Annotated in this window: 27 protein-coding genes; 13 read left to right on the top strand and 14 right to left on the bottom strand. The window is 64.2% G+C overall.

All coding sequences use genetic code 11. From position 1 onward, the window contains the following. Positions 1–17 precede the first annotated feature (17 nt). From NF551_RS17025 to NF551_RS16970, 12 genes are all read left to right on the top strand, one after another. Positions 18–1,115 carry a hypothetical protein gene (locus NF551_RS17025; RefSeq protein ID WP_227897835.1) on the top strand — a complete coding sequence of 366 codons (1,098 nt, stop codon included), beginning with the start codon at positions 18–20 and terminating at the stop codon, positions 1,113–1,115. 100 nt (positions 1,116–1,215) lie between these two features. After that, on the top strand, positions 1,216–1,446 hold the full coding sequence (locus tag NF551_RS17020; protein ID WP_227897836.1) for a hypothetical protein: 231 nt from the start codon (positions 1,216–1,218) through the stop codon (positions 1,444–1,446). A gap of 63 nt (positions 1,447–1,509) precedes the next feature. Beyond that, a complete protein-coding gene (locus NF551_RS17015; protein ID WP_227897837.1) occupies positions 1,510–1,698 on the top strand; it encodes a hypothetical protein in 189 nt (62 codons plus the stop codon). A 61-nt stretch (positions 1,699–1,759) separates the two neighbouring features. Further along, a complete protein-coding gene (locus NF551_RS17010; protein ID WP_227897838.1) occupies positions 1,760–3,100 on the top strand; it encodes a vWA domain-containing protein in 1,341 nt (446 codons plus the stop codon). Next, positions 3,093–3,857, top strand: coding sequence for a hypothetical protein (locus NF551_RS17005; protein ID WP_227897839.1), 765 nt, complete (start codon positions 3,093–3,095; stop codon positions 3,855–3,857). The genes NF551_RS17010 and NF551_RS17005 overlap by 8 nt, the downstream gene beginning before the upstream one ends. After that, complete coding sequence (locus NF551_RS17000) at positions 3,854–4,792, top strand: RNase H family protein (RefSeq protein WP_227897840.1); 939 nt, start codon at positions 3,854–3,856, stop codon at positions 4,790–4,792. The genes NF551_RS17005 and NF551_RS17000 overlap by 4 nt, the downstream gene beginning before the upstream one ends. Before the next feature lie 72 nt (positions 4,793–4,864). Continuing rightward, on the top strand, positions 4,865–5,986 hold the full coding sequence (locus NF551_RS16995) for a MoxR family ATPase (protein WP_227897841.1): 1,122 nt from the start codon (positions 4,865–4,867) through the stop codon (positions 5,984–5,986). A gap of 115 nt (positions 5,987–6,101) precedes the next feature. After that, positions 6,102–6,344: a hypothetical protein gene (locus NF551_RS16990; RefSeq protein WP_227897842.1), complete on the top strand. Its 243-nt coding sequence runs from the start codon at positions 6,102–6,104 to the stop codon at positions 6,342–6,344. A gap of 53 nt (positions 6,345–6,397) precedes the next feature. Continuing rightward, positions 6,398–7,942 (top strand): KTSC domain-containing protein, encoded by a 1,545-nt coding sequence (locus NF551_RS16985; protein WP_227897843.1) that lies wholly within the window; start codon positions 6,398–6,400, stop codon positions 7,940–7,942. Between the two features lie 79 nt (positions 7,943–8,021). Further along, positions 8,022–8,612 carry a PH domain-containing protein gene (locus tag NF551_RS16980; RefSeq protein WP_227897844.1) on the top strand — a complete coding sequence of 197 codons (591 nt, stop codon included), beginning with the start codon at positions 8,022–8,024 and terminating at the stop codon, positions 8,610–8,612. 104 nt (positions 8,613–8,716) lie between these two features. Further along, positions 8,717–9,484 carry a deoxynucleotide monophosphate kinase family protein gene (locus tag NF551_RS16975; protein ID WP_227897845.1) on the top strand — a complete coding sequence of 256 codons (768 nt, stop codon included), beginning with the start codon at positions 8,717–8,719 and terminating at the stop codon, positions 9,482–9,484. A gap of 41 nt (positions 9,485–9,525) precedes the next feature. Further along, positions 9,526–10,047: a hypothetical protein gene (locus NF551_RS16970; protein WP_227897846.1), complete on the top strand. Its 522-nt coding sequence runs from the start codon at positions 9,526–9,528 to the stop codon at positions 10,045–10,047. Positions 10,048–10,108: 61 nt separating this feature from the next. Here the strand turns inward: NF551_RS16970 and NF551_RS16965 are convergent, their stop codons facing one another. The 14 genes from NF551_RS16965 to NF551_RS16900 all read right to left on the bottom strand — a co-directional run bounded on the left by NF551_RS16965 (position 10,109) and on the right by NF551_RS16900 (position 25,881). Next, on the bottom strand, positions 10,109–10,837 hold the full coding sequence (locus tag NF551_RS16965; RefSeq protein ID WP_227897847.1) for a hypothetical protein: 729 nt from the start codon (positions 10,835–10,837) through the stop codon (positions 10,109–10,111). Continuing rightward, the gene (locus NF551_RS16960) at positions 10,834–11,304 is read right to left on the bottom strand and encodes a hypothetical protein (protein WP_227897848.1); all 471 of its coding nucleotides are present in this window, start codon (positions 11,302–11,304) and stop codon (positions 10,834–10,836) included. Before NF551_RS16960 ends, NF551_RS16965 begins: the two co-directional genes overlap by 4 nt. Further along, positions 11,294–12,013, bottom strand: coding sequence for a hypothetical protein (locus tag NF551_RS16955; protein WP_227897849.1), 720 nt, complete (start codon positions 12,011–12,013; stop codon positions 11,294–11,296). Before NF551_RS16955 ends, NF551_RS16960 begins: the two co-directional genes overlap by 11 nt. Before the next feature lie 86 nt (positions 12,014–12,099). Continuing rightward, on the bottom strand, positions 12,100–12,642 hold the full coding sequence (locus NF551_RS16950; protein WP_227897850.1) for a hypothetical protein: 543 nt from the start codon (positions 12,640–12,642) through the stop codon (positions 12,100–12,102). Positions 12,643–12,831: 189 nt separating this feature from the next. Further along, a complete protein-coding gene (locus tag NF551_RS16945; RefSeq protein WP_252604999.1) occupies positions 12,832–13,650 on the bottom strand; it encodes a fibronectin type III domain-containing protein in 819 nt (272 codons plus the stop codon). 173 nt (positions 13,651–13,823) lie between these two features. After that, positions 13,824–15,269, bottom strand: a complete 1,446-nt coding sequence (locus NF551_RS16940) for a fibronectin type III domain-containing protein (protein ID WP_252604998.1) — start codon at positions 15,267–15,269, stop codon at positions 13,824–13,826. Positions 15,270–15,470: 201 nt separating this feature from the next. Then, the gene (locus NF551_RS16935; protein WP_252604997.1) at positions 15,471–18,539 is read right to left on the bottom strand and encodes a fibronectin type III domain-containing protein; all 3,069 of its coding nucleotides are present in this window, start codon (positions 18,537–18,539) and stop codon (positions 15,471–15,473) included. Positions 18,540–18,596: 57 nt separating this feature from the next. Beyond that, positions 18,597–19,235, bottom strand: coding sequence for a prepilin peptidase (locus tag NF551_RS16930; RefSeq protein ID WP_227897226.1), 639 nt, complete (start codon positions 19,233–19,235; stop codon positions 18,597–18,599). A 103-nt stretch (positions 19,236–19,338) separates the two neighbouring features. After that, positions 19,339–20,661 carry a type II secretion system F family protein gene (locus NF551_RS16925; RefSeq protein ID WP_227897227.1) on the bottom strand — a complete coding sequence of 441 codons (1,323 nt, stop codon included), beginning with the start codon at positions 20,659–20,661 and terminating at the stop codon, positions 19,339–19,341. Beyond that, on the bottom strand, positions 20,658–21,821 hold the full coding sequence (locus NF551_RS16920; RefSeq protein WP_227897228.1) for a type IV pilus twitching motility protein PilT: 1,164 nt from the start codon (positions 21,819–21,821) through the stop codon (positions 20,658–20,660). Before NF551_RS16920 ends, NF551_RS16925 begins: the two co-directional genes overlap by 4 nt. Continuing rightward, positions 21,814–23,172, bottom strand: coding sequence for a GspE/PulE family protein (locus tag NF551_RS16915; protein WP_227897229.1), 1,359 nt, complete (start codon positions 23,170–23,172; stop codon positions 21,814–21,816). Before NF551_RS16915 ends, NF551_RS16920 begins: the two co-directional genes overlap by 8 nt. Continuing rightward, positions 23,165–23,941 (bottom strand): hypothetical protein, encoded by a 777-nt coding sequence (locus tag NF551_RS16910; RefSeq protein WP_227897230.1) that lies wholly within the window; start codon positions 23,939–23,941, stop codon positions 23,165–23,167. The genes NF551_RS16915 and NF551_RS16910 overlap by 8 nt, the downstream gene beginning before the upstream one ends. Positions 23,942–24,142: 201 nt before the next feature. After that, entirely contained in the window at positions 24,143–24,964 is an 822-nt protein-coding gene (locus NF551_RS16905) for a hypothetical protein (protein WP_227897231.1), read from the bottom strand. A 59-nt stretch (positions 24,965–25,023) separates the two neighbouring features. Next, entirely contained in the window at positions 25,024–25,881 is an 858-nt protein-coding gene (locus tag NF551_RS16900; RefSeq protein WP_227897232.1) for a hypothetical protein, read from the bottom strand. A 176-nt stretch (positions 25,882–26,057) separates the two neighbouring features. On the opposite strand from NF551_RS16900, the gene NF551_RS16895 reads away from it, so the two are divergent. Continuing rightward, positions 26,058–26,477 carry a hypothetical protein gene (locus NF551_RS16895; RefSeq protein ID WP_227897233.1) on the top strand — a complete coding sequence of 140 codons (420 nt, stop codon included), beginning with the start codon at positions 26,058–26,060 and terminating at the stop codon, positions 26,475–26,477. Positions 26,478–26,532: the final 55 nt, after the last annotated feature.

The raw sequence follows: 26,532 nt of genomic DNA, 5'->3' as shown, positions 1-26,532 counted from the left end.
CCGCACACATAGGAGGTATGACAGCCACAGCCTCCCCCAAAGAACTCCTTGCCGCGCACCGAACACAGAAGCGCATGGACGCCGCCGTGCACAACGCACCGCTTGACCGTTCAGTCTTCCCCGGCCTGCGCTGTGAAGCGACCGGCATTATTTACCTGCGTGCCAAGACCCTGACGTACCGGCCCCTGCACGGTGCCACGGCCGAAACCCTCACGCCGGACAAGCTGGCAGCCCTGCTCACCGGGGAAAGCACCAGCACCGTCGTCGCCGATCCGTACACCTTCTCCAAACTGCTGGTCATGGGCGACAACATGCCCTCGAACGATTTCAAGTCCCTCAGCCGCCGACTGAAAATCAGCCGCGGCCTGCCCGGTTCCGTGAAGCTTCCGATCCTGACCGAAGCCCTCAGCTACCGCTACTGGATGCAGGACGGACTGGCAGAGAACAGTGTCGAGGACTGGGCGGAAGCGTTCGGCCTCACCGGGCACAAGATGCCGACCCTCCTGCGGACGCTGATCGACCTTGCTTCCCAGGGGCGCACCACCGGAAACCTCGGCTACGACAAGAGCGCCAAAGCCCTCATGGCTATGGAAACCAAACTGATGGAGCAGTGCCAGTACTCCGGTATCTCGACCGACATTTACGTCTACCAGATGCTCGAAGCGTTCAACTCCAAGGCCAACGGGCTGCGTGCCGTGGACCCCGGACTGCTTGAAATGCACGCGATGGACGGCCAGGCGTGCAAGCTTGTCCCCATGAACGTTGTCCACTCCACCTTTACGGCATCGGTATCCTCCCCGTTCAAGCTCAAGGAAGGCCGCGAGGTCCGCCTGACGGACGGTAATTCGATTGCCGCAACGACACTGGAAACCCTCCGGTTCGGCGGCGGTGTCCTGCACGCTGTTCTGGCTACGCCCTCCGCCCGCGGCGAAGGCCCCCTGATGATTTCCCGCGCCAAGTCCGGAAACGGTGTCCTGTATGCCGTGGAAGGCGTCTTTGAGAGCCGGGGCAAGCCGCTGAAGAACAAGCGGTGGCTCGGCGGCGACGTGGAGCGCATTGCAGGCCGCGACGTTCCCCTCGACGTTGCTCTGGCAGGTGCCCCTATGGAGGACTAGCCCCTAATTCCCCATGCGCCCCGCACGGCTGTCACCTGGCGGGGCGCACTGGGTTTAAGGGGTGGGGAGAGATTCAGCCCCTGCCACACACATAGGAGGCATGAGCACTAAGCAGCTACCCAAGTCCCTCCGAAAGCTAAAGCCCGTCCTGCGCGAGCAAGACTGGGCCTACGAGCCGACCTCCAAGGGCCACATCGCCATTCTTGACGCTTCCGGCCGGACCGTCACCCACGCAGCGGGCACGGCATCGGACTGGCGCTCCACGAAGAACATGCTGGCCATCCTCAAACGCAACGGACTGGTCCTTCCTCCGGGATTCAAGCTCGACTAGCCCGCCCGTGCCGGGCCGGAACCACAGCGTCCCGGCCCGGCATACTGCTGCCCCAAGGAACCCATGAGCACGAAAACCGGCTGGTGCCTGACCGGCGACTGCGACTCTGCCGACACCCGCGGCGGATGCCCCGTCAAAACCGCATCCAACCCTGCCTGCACCTGCCCCTGCCCCTGCCACCAGGGTGCCGTCCAGCCGCGCACCTTCCTGGAAGAACGCACCCGCGTGCCGCGCAAACCTGCCGGAGAATAACGGGGCACCTGTGCCGGCCGGAGCGGTGAGACCTCTGGCCGGTGCCGCACACATAGAAGGCATGAGCACACTCACCACTCCCTCCAAATCCCAGATGCTTCTGTTTCAGGCATGGCGCGCGACCGCGCTGCAGATCATGCCTTACATGGCCTCCACCCTTTTCGCACTGCGCCCCGTCAACACCCAGGAAGTCGATACTTTCGCCATCGACGACGGCCTGCGCGTCTACGTCAACTTCGACAAGTGCGAACCGATGGGTGCCCAGTTCTGCGCAGAGGGCCTGCTGCACGAGTGCTCCCACATCCTGGCCGAACACTCCATGCTGGCCGAGGTCGCCGGTGTCACCGACGAAGAACGCCGCATGTGGAACATCGCCGGTGACATGGCAATCAACGACGACCTGCGCGACGCAGGATGCTCCGCCCTTGCCGCCCACGGTGTGTTCGCCGCACAGATCGGCCAGCCCGATTACCAGACCCCGCTGACCTACATGGAAGTCCTGCGCCGCAAGACTGCCGCACAGCAGAAGAAGCAGCAGCAGAACGGCCAGGGCCAGCCCGGCAAGAACGGCCAGCCGACCGACGATTCCGGTGCACCGATGAAGGGCTGCGGCTCGGGTTCCGGTTCCGTGGCAGGCGGGTTCGAACTGGGCGACGACGATATGAAGGGCAAGGCACCTGCGGCCAGCAGCGCCGAGAAGGCAATGGTCCGCATTTCGACCGCCGCTTCCGTCCGCCAGCACCAGGAACAGCACGGCATCGGTTCCGTTCCCGGCGGCATCGCGCAGATCGTGGATGAAATCCTCGCCCCGTCCGTGACCCCGTGGGAGCGCGTGCTGGCATCGTTTATCCGCCGCGCCGTCGCCCACAAGCTCGGCCAGCACGATACGACCTACGCCCGCCGCCACCGCCGCCGCATGAATGAAACCCTCCGCAACCGGCAGGGCGGAATCGTCGGCCGCGTGATCGCACCGGGCTACATCAAGCCGGTCCCGTCCGTTCACTTCTACCGGGACACCTCCGGCTCGGTGGACGACCACAGCCTTGCCGTAGCGACCAACGAAGTCCTCGCCATTGCCAAGAAGCTCGGCATCCGCGGCGACGACCTGCTCGTCTCCGACATTGACACCCAGGTCCACCAGACGCAGAAGTTCGCAGGTCTGGCTTCCGTGACGGACGTTCAGGGGCGCGGCGGCACGGAAATGGGCGAAGCCATCGTCCACGCCTGCAACCTCAAGAACAAGCCCTCCGTCATTGTGATCGCCACCGACGGTGAGACGTACTGGCCGACCGAACGCCCCTCGGTGCCGGTCGTGGTCCTGCTCGTGAACCTGCGTTCGGACTACTGGCGCGAGAACGTCCCGTCGTGGGCGCACGTGGTTGAGGTCAAGAACAATGACTGACTCCGACCTGGCTATCCTGCACGGCTACCGCCTGCCGAAGGGGGCCGACCCCCTGGAGCTGGCGGCCAGCCTGCGGGCAATGGCTGAACCGATCAGGACGAAGCTGGAACTGAAGGAAATCGCCCGCTTCGCAACGGGAATCCTGGACGAAGCCGACCTTGAAGGAACCAAGCGCCCCGCATCCGTCATTTTCGATGCGATCAGCGCCCAGGCAGAGCACGTCGCCGCCATCATGGCCGGCGAGCACAACTGCCCGACCGTAACCCTTGGCCTGGCCCTCACCGACGATCCCGTCTCCGGGGACCTCATGGCCCTGGCCTTCCACAGCCACGAGGAGTACGCGCGCGGCATCGACGACCTTGGTGTCGCCGAATACTTCCCGTACTGGGACGAGGAAGCCACCGGCGAGTCCCGCCCGATGGGCGTCGGAGCCACCGAATGGGGAGCACGCGGCATCATCTGGGAACGCGCCCTGCGCGGCACCGACCCGGACGACCCGACCGGCATGTTCCGCATCGAGTTCGGCTCACCGCTGCCCGGTGTGGACCTCCTGACCCGCGCCGACGAGATCCTGGCCGAAATCCCCGACCTGGAAACCCGCATCCACCACGCCCTGCACACGCTGGCAACGGAGCAGGAATTTGAGAGCCCGGCCGAAGCGATGGCCTTCATGGCTTCCATGCCCGCGCACCAGCAGCGCATTGCCAACGCCCTGAGACCCATCACCCTGAGCGACCTCGCAGGAGGAGAACGATGAGCCCCATGCCCATGCCGGCACCTCCGGCAAGCCGTTTTGTTCCCGCCATCACCGCTGTCACCGAGCGGCGCGGCGTCACGGTGGTCGTTGACCGCCAGCCCAACCTCTGCCGGTGGGCCGTCCACGCGCCCGACGTGTCAGGCAGGGACGTCGTTATTTCCGGTCCGTCCGGTTCCCAGGTGTCCAATCCGAGCAACCGGCAGCTCGCCGCACAGATCACCGAGGCCGTGGCCCGGGCGGTGCCGCTGGAGGAACTTGACCAGGTGTTCGCATCAGACTGGATGACCGCCGAACTGCTGCGGGCCAAGACGACCCTTCCGGTCTCGGGCCTCTATGCGCCCCCGTCGGCGCTGAGCGCGGCACGGGACGCCATTTCCAAGGTCGAATCGCGCATGGTGGAGAACCTGACCATCGCCTGCGACTCCTCACGCGGCAAGGGCCGGAACATCAACGGCTGCGGCTGGGTCCTGGCGTACTCCAACGGCGCGGATCCTGTCATCGGCTCCTACACCTCGGTCAGCACTCACGGCGGCATCCGTGCCGGGGAGCTTGCCGCTATCCGGCGTGGCCTGCAGTCCACCCTGAGCCTGCACCCGGTGCTGCGCGAAGGCGTCGGCTCCCTGAAGGTCCTCACCGACTCGAAGCCGGCCCTGGAACTGCTGGACCGGGTTGCCAGGGACGAGCATGATCCGGGCGAGGATTCCGACTCTGTTTCCGAGTGCCGGCGCATCCTTGGTTCGGCGCGCGGGGTCAACATCAGCTTTGAATGGGTGCGCGGCCATGACGGCCATCCCCTGAATGAACTGGCCGACCGCCTGGCTGTCCTTTCGCGCCGCAACAGGGAAATGAAGGTCGATGAACTGACCAACGCGAGGATGATTGCCGCTGTCCGGAAGGACGCCCGGGAAATCTGCGCAAGTCTCCAGGAGCGGTGAGAGACTGCCGGGGTGCCGCACACATAGGGAGTGTCAGGGCAACCGCCCAAACTACTTCTCTAGGAGAACCCCGTGGCTACACTCGTTTCCTCACCGTTCAACCGCTCGCTTGCCGCTGCAGTCCGCGCCAACGTCCCCGTCGTTATCGAAGGCGAGCCGGGCCAGGCCAAGACCGCCAAGATCACCGGCATGGCCGAGGGCTGGGGCTACCACCCCGAGGTGATCATCGGCTCTACCCGTGAAGCCACCGACTTCCTGGGTGTGATGATCGAGAACGACGGCGTTGTCAGCTACTCCTCGTTCAACTGGGTGGAGAACCTGAACGGTGCCGAAAAGGGTCTGGCCGTATTCGACGAGTTCAACACCGCCGGCCCGTCCACGATGAAGGGTATGCTCCGGGTTGTTCAGGAGCGCTTCGTCGGTGACACCAAGCTGGGCGACAACGTTGCCATTGTGGCGATCATGAACCCGACCGAGACGGCCGTGGACGCTTACGACCTTCCGGCCCCGATGGCCAACCGCATGCTTCACCTGACGTGGGCTTTCGATTCCGCCGAATGGCTGGACGGCGTTGGCACCGGCTTCGCACACACGGTTTACCCGTCCATGCGTGCCCTGCTGGCCGCTGACCCGGTTGCCCGCAAGGCTGCCGTCGCCGGTGCCGTGACCACGTTCCTGCGCCACAAGCCCGAACTGCTGACCCCGCCGGTCCCGACCGACCCCGCCAAGGCAGGCGGCGCATGGCCTTCCCCGCGTTCCTGGACCAACGCAATCAACGTACTGGCCCAGCTCGAAGCCGAGGACGACGAAGCGGCCCTGTACGTCCTGAACGGCCTTGTCGGTGACGGTGCCGCCACCCAGTTCCTTGTCTGGATGGAAGCCAACGACCTGTACAACCCGGCCGAGGTGCTGGAAGACCCGTCGATTGTTGATTGGTCCGATACCCGCGCCGACCGTCTGTTCTCACTGGTGAACTCCGTGACCACGATGGGCCTCTCCCGTGAGGAGGACTGGAAGAAGGCTGCTGCCGTCCTGACCGCCTGCGCCGCCAACGGCAAGCCGGACGTGGCGATGCCCGGAGCGCAGAAGCTTGTGAACAACAAGCCCTCCGACGCCCGGATTCCCGCATCGTTCAAGAACGCTTTCATGGAACTGTTCAGCCAGACGCGCTACAGCGTAGCCGCCGCGGCCTAGCCTTTCCCAAAAGGACCGGGACTGCCCTCACGGGTGGTCCCGGTCCTTTTGTGTGCGGTGAGAGACGCGGGACAGGCCGCACACATAGGTGATGAAGCTACCGAAGGAGACACCCTTGATCCGCACTCCCGCCGCCACCGTTGCCGCCCACGCCCAGACCGAGCCTGTCATTTCCAACCTGCAGAAGGCGGGCGTCTACCTCAGCCGCCTGGCAGCACCGTCCCTCGCAGACCGGGCCCTGGCCGCCGACTTCGATACCGCCATCGACCTGCACTGCGCCCGAATGGCCGGCGTCCCTGTGGATACGGGTTTCATCCAGCGCACCCATGAGGCAGCCAAGCGCGTCCTGGGCATCTAGGGACAACGCCCGGTATCTGCTCAAAAACGGTATCCGCCGCACACAGAGTAGGCATGAGACCAGCACAGAATCGCCAGCCCATGGGCATCCCCATCGGTGGGCAGTACGCACCCACAGCACACCCTGAAGCCGGAATCGCCCTCAGCGCCGCCGAGCACCGCCAGACCATGGCAGAACGGCGTGAACTGCTGCTGGCAGGCGGCTACGTCCCCGCCACCGCGCTCACGGCAGCCACCTCTCCGAAGACCGCTGCAGACCGCGAGGAATGGTGGAACCGGAACTTTGTCGGTGCCGAATACGGCGCACCCCAGGGCAAGAGCTACCCGCAGATGCCCGACGACTACACTCCCGCCCAGACCCTGGGGCAGGCAATGTCGGGCAAACGCCGCACCCACCGGATGAACTACAGCAACAAGGACATTGACCTGCGGATGCCCTCCGCCACGTCCATCAAGCGGTACTCCGGTGAACACGGCAACCCGACCTTCGACGTCCCGGTTTCCGTAGCCATCCGCGGGGGAGAGCCCAAGCAGACGTGGGTCCGCGTCACCAAGACCGGCCCGCACTCCTGGGAGACGTCCCATCTGGGCGGCCCCGAGGAAGCTGAAGCATCCATCATGGTTTCCGAAGCCGTCGCAGCGGTCCTGGAATCGCGCCGCCCATCCATGGCCCTGACCGGGGTGGACAACCTCCTGAAGGCCCGCCGCAAGCGTGAAGCCGCCAAGGGTGCTGAAATGGCTCCGGTCTCATCCTCGTCCTTCATTGACGAGGTCGGCTACGACCCTGCGACCAACACGATGGCGACCCGCATCGGCGACAAGCTCTATGGCCACCGCGTGAACCAGCACATGTTCGCTGCCCTGGCGAACTCTGAGCGCCCCGGGACCATCTTCAATAAGCTCATCCGCAATGTTCCGGGTGCCGGCGTCGAGAAGTGCCCCAAGTGCGGCCGCTTCAGCAACATCGAAGTGTCGCATGTCTGCCCCAAGGGACACCGTCCGGCAGCTGAGCTGAACCCGGAACACACCGAACGTGCCCGCCGCCGCGCCGAAATCGTCGCAGCCAGCCGGTCCCACGGCATCGTTCCCGAACCCAAGACGGAGCAGAAGGCTGCACCGGCAAAACCGGCAAAGCCCTCACCTGCCCCGGCACCAAAGCGTCCGGCTGCAGCTGCACCAAAGCCCGCACCGGCCCGCAAACCGATCAGCGGCCTGAAGAAGGCCCCTGCAAAGGCCGCGAAGCCGGCACCGGCGCGTCCGGCGCACCTGGTGAACCCGATCATGGACAACCGCGTCTACCGCCGCGAAGTCGATGCCCTGCAGACCGCCGGCAAGAGCGAAGGCTTCATTTTCCGCGGCAACGGCCCGGCCCGCCGTGCAGAAGTCAGCCTGGGCACCGGATCCTACGCGGCCCGCATCGACGTCGAGCCTGACGGCACGCTGAAGCGTTCCGTGGCCAACGTCCCTGTCGAAGCCTTCGACGCGGACCAGGCCGACGCCCTCCGCATGGAAGCGTGGGCGGCTGAGAACGCCCTGAAAATGGCCCGCATTACCGACGCTGAACGCCGCCGCCGGCCGCCGGCACCGGGCACCGTATAAGCCCCATCCACCCGGCCGGGTCCGCAGCAGCAGCGCGGGCCCGGCCTTTTCCGGCTTTACCAACACCAGATAGGAAACGATGAGCACCTTCGATACTGAGGCACCCGCGGCCACGTCACCGAACCCGGTGAAACTGCCCAGGGACCTGCGCCTCAACCCGGGCGAGGAAGCCATCTACCTCCTGCGCACCCACCCCAAAGTCCTGTTCCTTCCCGCCGTCACCTGGCTGATCCTGGTTGGCGCAGCCGTCGCCTGCTACATGTTCGTTCCGCGCGACATGCTCGAAGGCTGGCTCTACCTGGGTCTCCAGGCCGTCACCTGCGCCCTGACGATCCACTACGCCGCGTGGCCGATCCTGCAGTGGTGGAAGAAGGTCTACATCGTCACCACCAAGCAGCTGATCATCCGCGAAGGCGTCCTCTACAAGAAGTCGATCAGCTCCCAGCTGATCCGTGTCTCCGACATTCAGGTTGAACGCGGCATCCTGGACCGGATCTTCCGCTGCGGAACCCTCGTGATCATCAACGCAGCCAACGGTGAAGCCGCACAGGCTGCCAACCGCGTCATCTTCACCGACGTCCCCCATGCCCTCAAGGTCGAGCAGACGCTGAAGGACATGGTCTACCACAACTCCGCCGTGGCCCAGATGCCCGGCGCCAGCACCTACTAGCCCACGGGGCTGCAAAAGCCGGGCGGGGCCAGGAACCAAAAACCTGTCACCCGCCCGGCTTTTGCGCGCATAGAGATAAACAGGCCACCACTTCGAAAGGCACCATGAACATCACTGGACTCCACGGATTTGCACGCTCGGGCAAGGACACTGCCGGCCGGCACCTGATCGAACACCACGGCGCTGTCCGTTTCGCTTTCGGGGACACCCTGAAGGAGCAGGCTGCAGCCCTGGACTTCCGTCTCGACGGCACCGTTTCCCTTGCCGGGCTCGTCGAAACCTCCGGCAGCTGGGAGGCCGCCGCCGGCCACCGCGCCTACGGGGCTGAGGTCCGCCGCTGCCTGAGCGTGTACCAGGGGCTCATCTCAGCTGAGTTCGGGGACGACCGGGCCGCCGCAGACCTGGTGGATGATCTGCTGGTCCTGGATCCGATGATTGACGGGCACACCACCTTGGCCGGGCTGCTCCGCGAGCTGGACGGTGACTGGGAGCAGGCGAAGGACCACCGCCTTCACGGCCCCGAGGTGCGCCGGTTCCTGCAGGTCTATGCGACCGAGCTGTGCCGGATGAACTACGGTTCCGACTGCTGGGTGCGCAAGGTTGAGCAGAAGGTTCGCGCGTCGGGCGCCGAAGAGGTCGTGCTGACAGATGTCCGCTTCGACTCCGAGGCGGCCTGGATCGTGGAAAACGGCGGACGCATCATCGAGATCGTCCGGCCCGGCGTCGGCCCTGTGAACGGCCACTCCTCCGAACAGGGGATCGACCCCGCCTTCATTTCTGCGACCGTCATCAACGACGGCACCCTCGATGATCTGGCCAGCCGGATCGAGGAAGCCAAAAAGTTGTCACCCATCAGCGCGATGGCCGCATAGAAGCTATTAGACGAAAAACCGATCACGAGGAGCACGACCCCATGTCCCACGTAGTAATCGAAGGCACCTTCCCCGCCGAGCTGCCTGTCCGCGAAGACGGAACCCCGTTCCCGTTCTCTATGGCCACCCAGTCAGCAGCTGTGTTCGCTGAAACCCGCACCGAGCTGGTTGCACAGCTGGTCGAGGGGTACGACGAGCTGCCGGTAACCGGTGAAGGCGACGACACGGCCCTGTGGCTGCGCTACAAGGCTGCCGTAGCCCTGGCCAACATGCACCAGCAGGTCCTCGCCGGAGACGCCGTCAACGCCGGCACGTTCGACCCGTCCGTCGAGGACGAGGACACGCTGACGACCATCTTTACGGACCGCTCGGAGAAGATCGACGAGATCCCTTCCTGGGACCGCGACCTTCCCCTGGTGCTTGTCGCCTCCGGCTTCGCCCCGTACACGACGACGCCGCGGCCGGCCGGAAACGTTCTGTGGATCGACCCCTACACGGAGAAGACTTTCCTGGACGGGGTTCAGGCCCTGGGCCTGGCGGAAATCTTCGCCGCCGAAGACTAGGAACAGCTCAAGAGCCCCGGACTGCACTGAAGCGGTCCGGGGCTCTTTTGTGTCTGGGTGTTTAGCGCAGGTCCCCGTCCGGCACGGGGTGCACTGCAGCGTCGGGTTTCAGGGAGGCAGCAGAAATGGGGAGGTTGTCCGCTGTCTGCGCGAAACGGTAGTGCCGCCGGAGCGTTGTGGAGGATTTGATTTCAGTCTCCAGGGCGGCCGCTGCCGGAGCCTTCGATTCCCAGCCGGCGGTCCCGGTGCTTTCCGGCTTTACGGAGTCCCCGAAGCCCGTCCAGGCCCCTGCCTCGAAGCTCAGGGCCCTCCCTGCGGCGTTGGCATACGTGAACGTACTTCCTGGTGCTGCATCGTCCACGAGGACGGCAGAGACGGGTTCTGAGGCCTCACCGGTGCAGCGCGCGGGGACAGCTGAGGTGTCGATGCCAGGGTAGGAGGTGTTCTTGACGAGGATCCGGGTGTGCTCGCCGTCGTCCTCGATGGACCAGGCCGCCGTCTCGCAGCCCCGTGTGGGGCCCGGGACCGTGAATTCCACATGCCGGTCATCAATAGGCCTGACCGCTGCAGCCCACAGCACGTCATTGCGGAACGTGGTGTCCGTCAGGACCGCCTGGGTGGTGGCTTCGGCGCGCAGCTGCTGCTTGACCTGAAATTGGGTGATGCCGGTGATTCCCGCCGCGATGGTACCGATGGCGACGAGGGAAATGATGGATCCAAGCATCGCCTGGACCATGAAGTTGCCGCGTTCACTGCGCAGTGCCGCTGCCGGAGAAGTCCCCAGGCTCATTTGTTCTCCTCCTGGCTGGATCCGGATGGGCCGGGGAGCGGGCCCCATACTGGCTTGCCGTCGGCCGTGAACCCGGTGACCATGGCGCCGGCCGGCTCGGGGACGGTGAGCGTACGGGTTGCCGTTGCGCCGCCGACGGTGGCCTTGACCGTGACGGTACGGGTGCCGGCCGGGCTCTTCCCGGCGGTCACCGATGCGCACTGGTCCGAGATGCACAGTTCACCGTCAGTCGGGGGTGCGCCCTTAGCTGCCAGTGCCGCGTATTCGCCGGCTACGGCCGAGATGGTCTGGCTGGCCGCCGCGGTGTTCTTGGTCTGGGAGGCAGCACCCATGGCGGACATCAGGGATGTGACGATGATTCCCATGAACAGGGCCGTGAAGACGGCGTAGACGACCGTGGCGGGCATGTTCCCGGCTTCACCCCGCAGGGCCGCGGCGGGGGAGCGGAGCGTGAGCTTACTTGCCATCGGGAACCTCGTAGAAGGTGACAGCGTCATTGGCTGCGAGCTTGGCGGGGCCGCTGGTCTTCACGGAGACTGCAGAACCCGGTTTCACCAGGAGCCGGCCGTAGTAGTAGCCGGCGCCGTCCCTGGGGATCTCGACGGTAGCTTTCTTGCCGCCGACGCTGAACGTGATACTGGATGATCCTGATGCGGTGGCGACCTTGACGACGTAACCGAGCTCTTCCACACCGGAGGGAACGGTGGCCTTGTACCCGCTTCCGGATTTGGTGGCCTCAACCGGCTTGTAGACGGGCGTGGGGAGGGCCTGGACCGTGCGGACGGGAGTCTGGGCCATGACACAGTCCCGGACGCTTGAGGCGGGCCCTGAGCAGCTGCTGGCTGGACGGCCGGCCCGGGCAGTGGCTGCATGCAGGACGGACGGGTCGCCAGCCTCGTCCTTCTCCAGCCAGAGGCTCACCGCGGCTCCGTCTCGGGAGTGGATCTCGATCGGGTCAGTGCCGTACGAAGCGGCCCGGGGAAGCTCATCGGCCAGCGTGCTGTTGAGCAGGATGGTCCGGGAAATGTCGTGGTTGTTGGCGACGGAGGCTTTGGCTGCGACGAGCAGGAACGAGGCTGTCGCTCCCATGATGATTCCGACAACCAGGAGGCCAACAAGGGCGCTAACGAGAAGATCCCCCCGCTCGGATCGAAGAACTGTGGACAGCTTCTTCATGGTCTCCGTTCGAGAGGATCAGGTGGAGGGATGATGCGGCGATGGGCCGCCCGGAAACCGGGCGGCCCATCTGAGTGCTGGAGAGCTTACGGCTCTTCGGTGTCAGCAACCTCTTCGGTGATGCCGGCAGCCGTCTTGGCAGCCTCGAAGGCAGCGTCGAGGCTTTCAGCTTCGATTTCCTTCGGGGTGTTGTCCAGGCCGGAGACCTGGAAGAACTTGCCCGAACCGGATTCGGTGACGGCCACGAAGTTGCCAACGCCGCCGGCCATCTTGATGTCGCCGTCAGCAGCGATCTTGTCGCCGATCAGGTCAACGCCCGGAGCAGCCAGTTCGCCGAGGTTACCGGCGTAGGTGTTGACCTCTTCGCCGTACTGCTCGGTGGAAGCAGCAAGGTAGACGCCCTGAGCCGTCACAACGGCTCCGAGGTCCTGCTGAGCGCCCTTGTCCTGGGCGAAGGGGATGACACCGAAGATCGAGGCCAGAACGCCTGCGGTCAGGATGCCGACCACAACAACGCCGACGAGGATGGACGGGAGGTCGAATGCGCCGGCTTCGTTCTTGAAAGCGTCGGACATGCGGGCGTTAGCCGAAGCCTTGGAGGCGGTGGCCATGGAGAAAGCAGAGCTCAACGTATTTCCATTCTGTGTAGGAGGTGAGCCGGCTCCTCCCCAGATGCTCTTCGGAGGGCCTTTCTTTCGGGCTCACATACAGAAGGGGCCCAGCGCGCAAAAATGGAGAAAAAAGTTTGAAAATGTGATGCAGAATACAAAAACGGCGGCATCCGCAGGGGATACCGCCGTTTTTTAGGTTACCGCTGGCTATTCCTTCGCCACGAATGCGAGGTCGTCGAAGTATGTGGACACGACGGCGGGGTTATTGATGACGAGCTGGATCGTCTTGCCGGCGTATGCGCTGAAGTCCGCTTTGTACTGGGTCCAGATGCCCTCGGCCCGACCGGTCTTCACAGAGGTCATTGCCGTGTTTCCCGCCTGGACGACAGTTCCGCTCCCAGCCCAGTAGGTAAGGATCGGTGTTTCCGCCGGGACCGTCACGGTCTGGGTGAATTTGGATCCTGACTGCCGAGTGTAAGCAGAGTTCGATCCCCCGTGGGACTGGGTGTTCGTCACCCCTGACCAGTTCACAAACGTCAAATCCCATCCTGCAGCCCCGTACTCGAATCCGGGGTTTGAGATGGCTCCGCTGATGACCTGGATCAAGGCCGTAGGGGCGGATTCCGCGGATCTTCCGGTCTTATTGTTAGCCGCGACAGTGAATGTGTAGGACGAACCTGTTTTCACTCCAGTCAGGGTGGCGGTGAGCGTGCCCGCACCAACTTCGGTCTGGTCGCTTGCTTTGCCGTTCTGCCAGGCGGTGACGGTGTAGCCGGTAATAGGGCTTCCGCCGGTGAACACCGGCTGAGCCCAGGTCACCGTTCCTGAACCCAGCTTTGAGTATGCAACTGCCGCGGTGGGGGCGTCCGGAACCATGACAGGCTCGAATGCGAGGTCGTCGAAGTATGTGGACACGACGGCGGGGTTATTGATGACGAGCTGGATCGTCTTGCCGGCGTATGCGCTGAAGTCCGCTTTGTACTGGGTCCAGATGCCCTCGGCCCGACCGGTCTTCACAGAGGTCATTGCCGTGTTTCCCGCCTGGACGACAGTTCCGCTCCCAGCCCAGTAGGTAAGGATCGGTGTTTCCGCCGGGACCGTCACGGTCTGGGTGAATTTGGATCCTGACTGCCGAGTGTAAGCAGAGTTCGATCCCCCGTGGGACTGGGTGTTCGTCACCCCTGACCAGTTCACAAACGTCAAATCCCATCCTGCAGCCCCGTACTCGAATCCGGGGTTTGAGATGGCTCGCTGATGACCTGGATCAAGGCCGTAGGGGCGGATTCCGCGGATCTTCCGGTCTTATTGTTAGCCGCGACAGTGAATGTGTAGGACGAACCTGTTTTCACTCCAGTCAGGGTGGCGGTGAGCGTGCCCGCACCAACTTCGGTCTGGTCGCTTGCTTTGCCGTTCTGCCAGGCGGTGACGGTGTAGCCGGTAATAGGGCTTCCGCCGGTGAACACCGGCTGAGCCCAGGTCACCGTTCCTGAACCCAGCTTTGAGTATGCAACTGCCGCGGTGGGGGCGTCCGGAACCATGACAGGCTCGAATGCGAGGTCGTCGAAGTATGTGGACACGACGGCGGGGTTATTGATGACGAGCTGGATCGTCTTGCCGGCGTATGCGCTGAAGTCCGCTTTGTACTGGGTCCAGATGCCCTCGGCCCGACCGGTCTTCACAGAGGTCATTGCCGTGTTTCCCGCCTGGACGACAGTTCCGCTCCCAGCCCAGTAGGTAAGGATCGGTGTTTCCGCCGGGACCGTCACGGTCTGGGTGAATTTGGATCCTGACTGCCGAGTGTAAGCAGAGTTCGATCCCCCGTGGGACTGGGTGTTCGTCACCCCTGACCAGTTCACAAACGTCAAATCCCAATGCGCTGTGCCCTGCTCAAAGCTCGGGTTCTTCAGTACGGAGTCTGGTAGTTTCACAGTTGCTGTCGAAGGCTCGGACGTCTTCTCGCCGGTCAGCGCGTAGACCTGGACGCTGACGGTCTGCTCTGGGAGGGCGTTGATACTGATGCTGGTCGTCGTGGTCTTCTCTGCCTTGACGGTCCAGTCTGCAGAGTCTCCGACACGGTATTCGACCTTGTAGCCGCTGGCACCCTTAACGGCGTCCCAGGTGGCCTTGGCTTCGATTGCAGAGAACGCGGTGAACTTCAGGTCCTTCAGGGCACCAGCGGGTGCAGCATCGCCGATGCCGCCGACTTCCTCAACCAGTTCGGCCAGTTCCTCAGGCGTGAGGCAGCCGGTCTCGGTGTCGGCTTCGAAGATCTCCGGGTCAGTGCGGGTGTCGGTGGAGTAGAAGACCTTGCCGGTGCCGGATTTGGCCAGGGCAACGTAGCAGGTGCCCTTCTCATCGGACTTGACCTTGGTCTGCTTCGTGCTGGAGAGCTGCAGGTAGCCGATGTCCAGGAGCCGCTGGTGGTCCATGAACCGGTTGTCCTTGGCCTTGGCCACGCCTTCCGCGGTGCGGATGGAGGACAGGTCCTGCTTGGCGCCGTTGTTCTGGGCGTAGGGGATGACGCCGAAGATGGCTGCGAGGACGCCGGCGGCCAGGATGCCGACGACGACGACCCCGGTGATGATGGACGGAAGGTCGAAGGCCCCGGAGCTCCTCCTGAGGTCGGGTATGGCTGGTGGATGCAAGTCAGCTCCTGTGTAGTTGCCCGGTGCGGGCACTGTGAATTGGGCCAGCCAGGCATAGACGGGCCGGAGCCGCAGCCCATCGGGGCACGGGTTTCCACTAACAGAAGTGTCCGGGCGCGCAAAAACGAGCCATTATGTGACGCAGGTAACGCAAGAGAGGGTGTGGCGGTGATGGAGTTCATCACCGCCACGCCGTCTTAGCTACTCGATGTTGATGTCGTCGTAGTAGGCGCCGTTGCCGCCGAACCAGTATCGGGCCGTCTTGCCCTTGGAGGCTGCGATGTTGATGCTGTATTTGGTCCAGCCATCGACGGTCTCCAGGGCGGTGGCGGCCATTACCTTGTTGGTGTAGTCATTCGGCTTCACTGACGGCGTGCCCTTAGCCCAGAAGGTGAGGGAGGTAGCTGTCACGGGTACATCAACGGTCTGCCTGATGCCGCCGTACATGCCGCTGCCGAGAAGGGAGTAAGTCCCAGTCCGGGCAACCTTCGGGAAGCTGACGTTGTCACCGCTCTTCTCCCAGCCGGCCATGCCGTACTCGAAGCTTGCGTTGGCGAAGGCGCCCGCCCATATTTCAACCGGACCGTAAGCGTCGGACTTGACGGAGGTGCCGGCAGCGTTCACTGCCTCGACGGTGAACGTGTAGCTGGATCCTGTAGTCAGGCCGGTCAGCGTTGCGCTCAGAGCCGTTGTGGTGACAGAGTCCCGTGCTGCGCCTCCGGACCAGGCGGTTACCTTGTAGGAGGTTACCGGTGCACCGCCCGTAACCGCCGGGGCCGACCACGTAACGGTAGCTTTACTGTCCTTGGAGGAAGCGGAGACTCCCGTTGGCGCCCAAGGGGCAACAGGTGCCTTGAACTCGATGTCATCGAAGTAGACACCACCGTTCAGGCTTGCCAGGCCTATGGTTCGTGCCTCGCCCTTGTTGGCGTTAAGGTCCACGCCATACTGCGTCCAGATTCCGTCTGTCTGCAGTACGAAGGATGTGCGGGTGTTGCCCGCCAGGTATGCCTGGGCTGGTCCAGTGGCCCAGTAGGTGAGCAGCGGCTTGTCGGTCGGGATGACGACAGCCTGCGTGACACGGCCAGGTCCCCATCCGCTGCTCGGGCCGGAATAGAAGGACTGAACGCCGGAGTGAGCCGCACCAGTGCTGGATGATGCATTGTACAGCGTGGTCCAGGCTTCCAGCCCCTGCTCGAAGCCGGGGTTGGCGATCGGGCCGGAGGCGACCTGGAGAGCCGGTGTCGAAGCCGACTTGGAGGACTCACCACGGTCGTTGCTTGCCGTCACTGTGAACGTGTACTCGGATCCAAGTTTCAGGTCGTTGAAGGTTGCAGAGCGCATTCCCGGAGCGACATCCACACTGCTGACAGCCTTACCAGCAGCCCAGGCAGTTGCAGTGTAGGACGTCACTGGGGTTCCGCCGCCAAATATCGGAGATGTCCATGTGACAGTGGCCGTCTCAAGCCGTGAGCTTGCTGCTACTGCCGTTGGGGCGTCAGGGACGGTCGCACCCACCAGGGCGAAGTCGTCCAGGAAGAACCGGACGCTTCCGCTTTTCGCTTCAATGCCGAGCGTGGCCGTCTTTCCTACGAGGTCAGCGACGGCCAGTTTGTACTGAACCCATCCGTTCTCACCCTGCGCCATGACCACCGGTGTCCGGAGGCCGTTGTTGAGCTTGACCTCCATGCTGCCGGCGGTCGACCAGTAAGTCAGCACTGTGGCGTTTTCGGGAATTGCAATGGCCTGCTGGATCTCGGTGCCGGACTGCCCGTTGTACTGCATGGACATGCTCTTGGTTCCGGAATGACTGTTGAGCGTCGAGGCCGTGGCGGAGCCGCGGAGCTTCCAGGTCTGGGTGTCCTGTTCGAAGCCCGGGTTGGAAATGTGGCCTGCGTTGATTTCCACGGGCCCGTAGTGGTCAGAGGCGACCGATTCACCGGCAGTGTTGGTCGCTGTGATCGTGAAGGTGTGGCTCTTGCCGATGGTCAGCCCGTCAACGGTGGCTGAACGCTGGGCGCCGTCAACGGTCGCGCTGCCCTTTGCTTCGCCGTCCAGCCACGCGGTGACGGTGTACTCGGTGATCGGGGTGCCTCCGGTGAACGCCGGCTGAGCCCAGGTCGCGGTTGCTTTGCCGAGCTTGGACGTAACCGCGAGTGACGCGGGGGCATCTGCTTCTACCGCCCCGCCAAGGGCAACGTCATCCACGTAGGTTGCGTAATATTCGGTGGCGATCATCCTGAGGGTTGTGGCTGTTCCGGTGACGGCAGAAATGTCTGCACGGTACTGGACCCAGTCACCTTCCTTGGTTGTTGGCGCGGAAGGAATAGTCTTTCCGCCCATCTCGATGGAGACAGGCCGTGTGCTCCAGTAGGAGAGCACCGGCGTGCCGGCCGGGACGGTAACGATCTGTGAGGCGCCGGCAGGCTTGTCGATCACCAGTGATTTGGTGCCTGTGTGGGACTTGCCGGAGCTGATGTACGGCGAGGAGTAGTAGGGCGTCCACGCTGTCCAGTCTTCTTCGAAGCTGGGGTTCTTCAGGGCAGAGTCGGGCAGGGTCAGTGATGCGGTGGACGGTTCCGAGGCCTGTTCGCCCTTGATGGAGGAGACACGGACGGTGATCTTCTCTTCGGGGAGCGCGTTTATCGTCGCTGAGAGCCCGGTGGTGCGTTCGTGCTTGATGATCCACTCGCCGTCACCGACACGGTATTCGACCAGGTAGCCCCTGGCACCCTTCACAGATGACCAGGTCGCTTTGGCCTGCAGCGGGGAGACAGCCTTCAGCTTCAGGTCAGCCGGTGCGCCCTTCGCGGTTTCAAGGCCTCCGACTTCCTCAACCAGTTCGGCCAGTTCCTCAGGCGTGAGGCAGCCGGTCTCGGTGTCGGCTTCGAAGATCTCCGGGTCAGTGCGGGTGTCGGTGGAGTAGAAGACCTTGCCGGTGCCGGATTTGGCCAGGGCAACGTAGCAGGTGCCCTTCTCATCGGACTTGACCTTGGTCTGCTTCGTGCTGGAGAGCTGCAGGTAGCCGATGTCCAGGAGCCGCTGGTGGTCCATGAACCGGTTGTCCTTGGCCTTGGCCACGCCTTCCGCGGTGCGGATGGAGGACAGGTCCTGCTTGGCGCCGTTGTTCTGGGCGTAGGGGATGACGCCGAAGATGGCTGCGAGGACGCCCGCGGCGAGAATGCCGACGACGATGACGCCGGTCATGATGGAGGGAAGGTCAAAAGCACCCGAGCTCTGTTTGAGTCGGGGGATGGGCGGGCGTATCAAGGTAGTTCTCCTGGTGAATCGTTGGGGGGTGCGGAACGTATGTGTGCGGCTTAGGCGCTAAATCCCCAGCTGGACTGCGAGGAGGCCGTACGAGATGACCGTGATGACGGCGGCTGCAGCCATGTAGGGGCCCATGGCCGTGTGGCGTGTGGCGGGGTCGGTGATCCGGTAGTAGATCATTCCGCCGACGCACAGGACGAAGGTGAACAGCAGCCACAGCAGGGCGGCGACCGGTGAGATGGCGCCAAGGAGGGCAGCTGGAATGGGGGAGAGCTTGATGTCTCCACCGCCGGCGAAGCCTGTGTACATCGTCAGGACCAGGAAGAACGCGAAGGTGACCACGGCGCTGATCAGAGCCGGCAGAAGGATCTGGTGGTCCATGAACGTTTGGGTTGCCACCAGGAGGACGGCCGCGAAGATGCCGTAGATGACGTTATGTTTGTTCCTGATCAGCTGGGTGACGTGGTCCAGGTAACCCAGGAGGCCAAGGCCGGCGCCCAGCAGCGCCACGATGCCGAGGTAGCCGACGGGCAGCAGGGCAACCGAAGCCGCGCTGGCAGCCAGGCCAGTGAAAATGGCCCAGAGGGTTGCCACCAGCCAGTCCCTGCCGACGAGGGGCCGAAGACCGTCTTCATGGTCACGGATCGGATCCGGGGCGGTCTCTGCTGCCTTGGTTTCTGCGGTCTGTGTGCTCATGGTCTTTCCCCTCGTGGACGTCCGCGGGCTGCGGGCTCGGAAGGGGACATGCGTAGACAGGCTTTACCGGGCGGCAGGACGGGAACCCTGCCGCCCGGCGCGCCTAGCCCATTTCCATCAGGGCGGGGTAGACGGCGTACATCGGCAGGACGATGGAGATGATGAGCAGGCCTGCGATGCCGTAGACCATGTAGTTCACGATGGGGTCGATGGTCTTGTTCAGCGTGTCGAGCTGCACAGCGGCTTCGTCCCGGTATTCGGGGGAAAGCTCGTTCATGATCTCGATCTCCTGGCGTACCGACGGCGCCGAGGAGAGGATCTGGCGGGCATCCATTGGCACAAGCTTCGTCTGCACGAACCCCTTCAGCTCCACGCCTTCAGCCAGCATCTTCTCGGCGTAGTCCAGGCAGTGCTGCTTCAACGCGTTGTTGCCGCACCCGTTGGCCGCACTGCGCAGGGACTCAGGCTCACCAATGCCTGTGGCGAGGTTCGCGGAGAGGAGGCTGAAGAGGCGGCTGGCCGCGGACAGCTGCAGGATGGGGCCAATGGCGGGAGTCCGGATGGCCAGGGTGTCCATGGCGGACTTGAACCGGTCCGATTTGCGCCCCAGCGTCACCCAGTAGGACATGAACAGTCCGACGACGAGGCCAACGCCGAGCAGCCCCCACTTCACGTACTCAGCGACTGCCAGGATGACGATGGTCATCTGCGGTGTTTCGACGTCGAGTTCAGCGAAGGTGGCCACAAAGCCGGGGATGATGAAGGTGACTGCAGCGAAGAGCAGGCCGATGCACATCAGCAGCATGAAGCCGGGCTGGATGAGGTTCATCAGCAGCTTCTTCTTCACTGAGGTGGCATCGCCCATCAGCACGGCCGCCTGGTCCAGGTTCCGCTGCAGCGCCTGCGAAGTCTGTGCGGCTTCGATCAGTTCCCGGACCGTGCGCGGCAGGATCTCCTCGGCCATGAGCGCCTGCTTGAAGCTTGCACCCTCCTCGCGCATGGTCTTCGCGGCATGCTCGTAGGCGCGGCCGATTTCGAACTTGTGGTACTGCTCGCCCACGATTTCCAGGGCGCGCGCTTCCGGCTGGCCGACGCGCAGGACCATGGTCAGTGCACGCAGTGACCGGGCAATGGTTGCCGGCTTGGACTTCTTGCCCTTGTACATGACGAAGACCGGTGCCTTCTTGAGGGGAACCCCGTTTTCGTCGAAGCCCAGGTCGCCCTTCTTGGCGCGCTTGGCCGGCTTCGGGGGTTTTGGAGCCTTCGGCGCCTTGGCCGGCTTCTCCTTAGCTGGCTGCAGAGCCTTCCCTGCCTTCTCCGGCTTGGGAGGCTTTGGAGGTTTCACGGTCCGGGGCTTGCCTCCGCGCAGTTCGCGGCGCGGCCTCACTTCTGTACCCGTGTCCTCGGGCTGGATTCCGGTGCTCACAGGTTCACCCCTTTCCGGGCCAGGGTTTCCCGGAGGTCGTCCGGATTCTTCGCAGCACCGATCGCGGTTTCGATGGTGATTGCGTTTTTCACGACCAGGTCGGCCAGGGAATCTTCGAGGGTGAAGCAGCCTTTGGACCCGGCGATGCGTGCGCGGATCATCTGCATCTTGTCGTCGCGGATTATCTCGGTGAAGTTCAGGTCGTTGAGCAGCACTTCACGGGCAGCTGTGAGCCTGCCGTCCACGGTCGGAACGAGTTTCTGGACCATGATCCCCAGCAGCGACTGGGAGAACCGGGAACGGATCTGGGGCTGCTCGTCGGCTGTGAACTGGCCAATGAAGGAGTCCAGCGCCTCGGTGATGGAGCCGGCGTGCGCGGTCGTGATGACCAGGTGACCGGTCGTGGCTGCGTGCAGTGCGGCCTTGGCCGTTGCCGCGTTCAGGAGCTCACCGACGACGATGATGTTCGGCTTCGAGCGGAGTGCATCCTCGATGGCGGTGGGGTAGTCCACGACGTGGGTTCCGATCTCGCGCTGGACGATCGACGTCGCACCGATCTCTTCGTGAACGAATTCGGTGGGATCCTCCACCATGTAGATGTGCTTGTCGTAGGTCTTGTTGGCCAGCTTGATGAGTCCGGCAATGGCGGTCGTCTTGCCGGAGCCGGTGGGGCCTTCCATGATGAGCAGGCCCGAGTCACGGTGGATGAGGTTCTGGATGACCTGGGGCACCCCGATGGCATCGACGTCGGGTACGACACCGGGAATGATTCGGAACGTGACCGTGACACCCTGCAGCGACTTCCTGAAGGTGCCGCGGACACGGTACTTCTCGGTGGCCAGGGCTACGGAGGCGTGGCCGCGGGGGTTCAGCGGGTCATGCTTGCCTTCGGTCGCCTCATCCAGCCACATCATGATTTCGGCCTGGCTGAAGACAACCTCCGAGCCGTCCGGGATGAAGAGCTTTCCGCTGCGCAGCCGGCGCATGGGCTTATCCGGGTGGATGTGCATGTCGCTGACACCGGTGTCGCCGCATTCGTCGATGAGCCGGTGGAGGCGCGCGATGGCGGCATGGTGCAGGGTCTGGTTCAGCGGGTCGGGTGCAGTGTCGGCGGGCTGCGCCCCGCGCATTTCCCGGCGGGTCAGGACAGGGCTATCCACCGAGGACCCTCCTTGCTTCTTCGCGGTCCGTGATGCCGTCGGCGATGAGGCGTTCAACGTCCTGCCGGAAGGTGCTCCGGGAGCTTTCCTCGGCGATGGCGCGCAGGCGCGAGAGGGGGACGTTGGCCATGATCGCTTCGGTGATCGCGTCCGTGATGGTGAGGACTTCGTGGATGGGGACGCGGCCCTTGTACTTGGTCATCGGGTCCCGTCCGTCCCAGTCGGCGTTCAGGCGGCCGATCAGGCGCTGGGAGACAACACCCTTCACGGAGTCCAGGACGGAGAGCGGGGAGTCTTCGGCAAGGTCGATCAGGCGCAGCAGCGCGGTCACGTTGTTGTTGGCGTGGATGGTCGTGATGACCTGCCGGCCGGCCTTGGCCTGGCGCACCGCGGCAGCTGCCGTCGTGTTGTCGCGGATTTCGCCAATGAAGAGGGTGTCGTAGTCGGAGCGCACGAGGGCAGGGAGCAGTGCGTCGAAGCCGGCGTTGTTCTCTTCGTCGACTTCAAGCTGGATGAGCCCGGGCAGGTTCCGCTCCACCGGGTCTTCAACCGTCCAGACCGTGCGGGTTCCGGTGCTGACATGCATGAGGGCACCGTGGGCGGTGGTGGTCTTGCCCGAACCCATGGGCCCGGCGATGACGATCATGCGGTTGGCGGCGCCGAGCAGCTCTTCGAACAGCTCCTTGTTCAGTGGAGAGAAGGACAGTTCGCTGAGCCTGCGCAGTGCGCCGGCCGGCGGAAGCCTGAGCACGATAGCGTCCCCGCCGTCAGCGGTATGGAAAGACACGACGCGGGCTTTGCGCTCTTCACCGTCGACGTCGACCATGTAGATGGTTTCCTCCGGGATGAAGCTGACGCCGGTGGAGAGACCTGAGCCTGACTTGAACTTGCCGACGATCTGGCGTGCTTCCAGACCTTCGACGCGCCGGATGGGCCGCATGCGCCCGTCCACGCGTGCCTGGACGGTCAGTACCTTCCGCTCTGACTCGGTGGACAGGAGCACGTCGGAGGCGCCAATGTCCATGCACTCCTGGATGATGTTCTGGAACCAGCCGTTCACATCCGGGGAGATCTCGAGGTAGTTCTCCGGGTAGGTGATCTGCTCCTGCTCGTCCTCAGGTTCCGGTTCGGGCGTTTCCGGGACAGGCTCCTCGTACCCTTCGGGCATGGGCAGGGGCCCGATGAACGGAGCCTCTGGCAGGATGTCGAGCCCAGGTCCGGGCAGGGATGCTGTATCCGGTCCGGCGGCTGCGGCCTTCTTCGGGTACGGGAGGGTCCGGTCGCTGTAATCAGTTCCTGCCCGGTGGCGGGGGAACTCTGATTTCCTGCGGATCCCTGCGCGTTTAGCCAACGAGCTGCCTCATTTCCTGGTGGTGTGATTTGGCGATGCGGGTGGCGAACTTCTTCAGCGCCCTGCGGTGCCGGATGGAGGACTTGGGATCGAATGCCGGGTCCATCAGGTACGCGGCCATGAGGGAGTTCAGCTCGTTGTCAGGGCGGGAACCCAGGACGGCATTGGCGATCGCCAGGATTTCTTCCCGCACGAGACCCATTGAGGTGAGCTCCGGGTCGTTTGTGGCCTCCGTGTAGAGGTGGCTCAGGCGCTGGTGACCGCGCTCGGCGAAGTAGAAGACCGCTTCCTGCAGGATCGGCAGCGGGAACGCCGGCGCTGCCTGGGCCAGGGCGGCTGCAGTGAGTTCAGCTGCTTCGGCGACTGTCGCTGCCGGCCGGACGGGAACGGCCGTGCTGCCTTCGTAGAGGGCGGCTTCAGTGAGTTCGGTGCGGAAGTAGCCGCCGATTTCGCTGATCATTTCGCGCTTCAGGACGGTGGACAGGTAAGCCCACGGGTCCTCGGAGCGCTGGATATAGGCGGAGATGAACTCCTGGTGCAGCATCGTGAACGCGGTGTTGGCGACGTCCGCGGCTTCGTAGGAGACCCCGTACTGGCGGTTGATGTTGTAGGCGATTGGCCTGCCGACGCGTTCGGCAATCTCGCGGTAGAAAGACTGTCCTGCTTCGGTGCCCCACCACTGTCCGTAGTCCGGATCAGTGGACGGCATGGTGCTCACCGTGCGAACGAGATAGGTGTTCACGTTCGCCACTGAGGCGTTGTCTGGCAACAGATTTCCCTTCGGTAGCCGGTCAAGGTGGGGGTGACCGGGTCCGAACAGGTACATGCGTAGAGATATGAGGGGGTGGCTGCAGCAGTTTCGACGGTTTTGCGCGCCGGGGCACTTCTGTAGAGGCCCTTCGATTATTCCGGGCACGAAAAAGGCCCGCAGCGTCTGCTGCGGGCCTGGATCGGCTGGTTGGTGTGCCGGTTAGGGCGGGCTCATGTAACCCCATCGGGAGAGCCGTTTGCGCAGGGCCTCCCAGCCCTGGCCGGTGGCTTCCTCAAGATCCTGCCGGCTGGCGCCGAGAAGGTACCAGTGCGCGACCCGGGACGTGTACTCGACGGCTGACTCCAGGGCACCGCCGTCTTCTTCTCCGGCGACGCCGCGGTTCAGGTGGGCCTGGGCTGCCAGGTCCTTCAGGGCTGCAGCCTCATCGTTGGGGATGGAGACGGGAGGGGCGTCGGCGTACCGGGCGTTCCACGCGGTGGCTGTACTGCGCCGGGGCGGTGCCGGGTACTTCGGTGCCAGGGCATCCCCGTCCTTGCCGTGGTAGGTGGTGAACCTGGCGACGGCGCGCGGGTTCATGCCAAGGGGCAGGGCCAGTTCGTGCGGATCCCATCCGGCGTCCGATGCTGCACGCAGTGCCTGGAAGAACGCTTCGACGGCAGGAGCCAGCCCGTTGGCGGTCCGGTCGGGGGTTTGTTCGCTGACTGCCCGGCCCATGAGTTCCTGCAGGTCCTCGCTGATCTCACGGGGGAGTGGCCGCGGCTTTAGGACGGAGGCTGGCCGCGGCCGTGCGGGGATCTCGAATCCGAAGCCGGTGACGTTCCCGCTGGCCTGCTTGATGCGTGAGCTGACGTAGAAATGGGAGACGCCAAGGGCATCACCCAGCTGGCGGTACGACCAGCCTGCATCGTTGCAGGCCTTGAGCGCTTCATTGAAAACCTGTCCCGCATCCTCATCGGATTCGGCCCTGCGCTGGAGATCGGCCAGATGGCGGCGGAGTGCCTCGGGGAGCACGGCGGCCATGAGATTACCTTTCTTCAGACGTGTGCTTACTTTCCCGAAGGCTACACGTTCCTGAGTTTTTAGGCTGGCGTCTCTCGGGCTTTGCGGGCAGAAGCGTAGCCGGTCATTGACGGCGGCAGCTTCCCGTAACCGTGGCGGACGGCCCGGGCGCGGGCACCTCCGGTCCTGTATCCGCACGCCTCGTCCAACTCTTCCCAGCGCACGCGGCGGTCTTTGGCGGAGATGATCATGGCGCTGAGCTCTTCGGAGGCCCGGCGGGCTTCGAGGATGCGTTCAGCCTCCTGCGGGAGAGCGTCCCCGGTGACGGCCGGTTCCTTTCCGGCTGCCCGGGCTTTCACCGCCAGGGCGCGCATGCGGGTGCGTTCCTCGCCGCTGAGCGTTCCCCTCGGCCGCGGCCCGGGCTTGCCCTTAAGCGGGCGCCGGTACTCCGGGAAGTCCGGGACGGTGGCCAGGGAGGATGGGTCTTCGGTGTCATGCAGCTGGCGGATCCATTCACCGGTCGCCCCGACGATGGAACCCAGCACATGGAAGGGCCAGCCGGCGGAGTGGGCGGCCTGCACGAGCGCTGACATCCGGGCGCGGGCTTCCCGGCGGCGGGTGAGGACATCGCGTTCGATCCGGCGGAAGGTGTCCACAGCCTGCGGCGGGAACGGTTCCCCGCGCTTGTACCGGGGCAGCTCGCACTCCAGGGACGGCTCGTACTGTGCGATCTTCAGGACGCGGTCCCTGCTGATTCCCAGCTCGGACGCCGTCGTGCGGCGGGACCAGCCGGCCGATGTCGCAGCGTGGATGACGGAGGCGAAGCGGCGATTGGCCCAGGGATCCGCCGGGTCGTTGGCCGCAGCCAGTGCCCGATAGGCAGTCCGGAGTGCGCGGGTGCATTCGCCGGGCATGGGCGCCGGTGGTGTTTCAGCCATCTGGGCAGCAGCCTCTCTAGCTGATCCGGGACGGTTTGCCGTATTTGGTTCCTGATTCTACGGCAACAGGCCCGGGCCATGTCGACAGATCCGCCACCCGCCGCACACATAGGCGAGACGGGGCACGTTCAGCATGCCCTGGCTGCACCCGGTGCGGCTCCCAATGGAGGAAGAACTTGATCCCACAGCCCGTTTCGCTTGTCCCGCTGGCCGTCATCGTCATCCTCGCCGTGGGCGCCCTCGCGTACGCAGCGTTCAAGGCAGGCACCGGTGCCGCCCGCAGCGAACCCGGAAGCAAAGCACGCCTGGCCGGCTTCACTGTCACCGGTGTGGCCATGGCAGCCGCACTGGGAGGCCTGGCCATGATGGCCAACATCCTCCTCACCCATGAGGCGGCGTACGAGGCCGTGGTCTGGGTGAACCTGTACGAAAACTACGGGATCGCTCCCGCAGCAGGCACGGTGGAATTCATGCCCGGCGTCCCTTTCGAAGCCATCCTGGACGGTGAAGCGGTCTCCTGCACGGTCATACCTCCGGGATCAGTGGACTGTGACGGCGAAACCGTGCTGCCCCTGGCAGAGGGCGTGCAGGGATAGTGCCGCCTGTCTACGCATGTGGAAGGGAGACGTTGCTGCCAGGACCGTAAGACTG

Origin of the sequence: Arthrobacter caoxuetaonis (genome assembly GCF_023921125.1) — a bacterium.
Lineage (GTDB): Bacteria > Actinomycetota > Actinomycetes > Actinomycetales > Micrococcaceae > Arthrobacter_B > Arthrobacter_B caoxuetaonis.
This window is presented reverse-complemented; position numbering and strand designations above follow the sequence as displayed.

What these genes read in the sequence shown, in the direction of transcription:
- NF551_RS17025 (WP_227897835.1), top strand. Translation starts at nt 18, where the DNA reads ATGACAGCCACAGCCTCCCCCAAAGAACTCCTTGCCGCGCACCGAACA.
- NF551_RS17020 (WP_227897836.1), top strand. Translation starts at nt 1,216, where the DNA reads ATGAGCACTAAGCAGCTACCCAAGTCCCTCCGAAAGCTAAAGCCCGTC.
- NF551_RS17015 (WP_227897837.1), top strand. Translation starts at nt 1,510, where the DNA reads ATGAGCACGAAAACCGGCTGGTGCCTGACCGGCGACTGCGACTCTGCC.
- NF551_RS17010 (WP_227897838.1), top strand. Translation starts at nt 1,760, where the DNA reads ATGAGCACACTCACCACTCCCTCCAAATCCCAGATGCTTCTGTTTCAG.
- NF551_RS17005 (WP_227897839.1), top strand. Translation starts at nt 3,093, where the DNA reads ATGACTGACTCCGACCTGGCTATCCTGCACGGCTACCGCCTGCCGAAG.
- NF551_RS17000 (WP_227897840.1), top strand. Translation starts at nt 3,854, where the DNA reads ATGAGCCCCATGCCCATGCCGGCACCTCCGGCAAGCCGTTTTGTTCCC.
- NF551_RS16985 (WP_227897843.1), top strand. Translation starts at nt 6,398, where the DNA reads ATGAGACCAGCACAGAATCGCCAGCCCATGGGCATCCCCATCGGTGGG.
- NF551_RS16980 (WP_227897844.1), top strand. Translation starts at nt 8,022, where the DNA reads ATGAGCACCTTCGATACTGAGGCACCCGCGGCCACGTCACCGAACCCG.
- NF551_RS16975 (WP_227897845.1), top strand. Translation starts at nt 8,717, where the DNA reads ATGAACATCACTGGACTCCACGGATTTGCACGCTCGGGCAAGGACACT.
- NF551_RS16970 (WP_227897846.1), top strand. Translation starts at nt 9,526, where the DNA reads ATGTCCCACGTAGTAATCGAAGGCACCTTCCCCGCCGAGCTGCCTGTC.
- NF551_RS16965 (WP_227897847.1), bottom strand. Translation starts at nt 10,837, where the DNA reads ATGAGCCTGGGGACTTCTCCGGCAGCGGCACTGCGCAGTGAACGCGGC.
- NF551_RS16960 (WP_227897848.1), bottom strand. Translation starts at nt 11,304, where the DNA reads ATGGCAAGTAAGCTCACGCTCCGCTCCCCCGCCGCGGCCCTGCGGGGT.
- NF551_RS16955 (WP_227897849.1), bottom strand. Translation starts at nt 12,013, where the DNA reads ATGAAGAAGCTGTCCACAGTTCTTCGATCCGAGCGGGGGGATCTTCTC.
- NF551_RS16945 (WP_252604999.1), bottom strand. Translation starts at nt 13,650, where the DNA reads ATGACCTCTGTGAAGACCGGTCGGGCCGAGGGCATCTGGACCCAGTAC.
- NF551_RS16930 (WP_227897226.1), bottom strand. Translation starts at nt 19,235, where the DNA reads ATGAGCACACAGACCGCAGAAACCAAGGCAGCAGAGACCGCCCCGGAT.
- NF551_RS16905 (WP_227897231.1), bottom strand. Translation starts at nt 24,964, where the DNA reads ATGGCCGCCGTGCTCCCCGAGGCACTCCGCCGCCATCTGGCCGATCTC.
- NF551_RS16900 (WP_227897232.1), bottom strand. Translation starts at nt 25,881, where the DNA reads ATGGCTGAAACACCACCGGCGCCCATGCCCGGCGAATGCACCCGCGCA.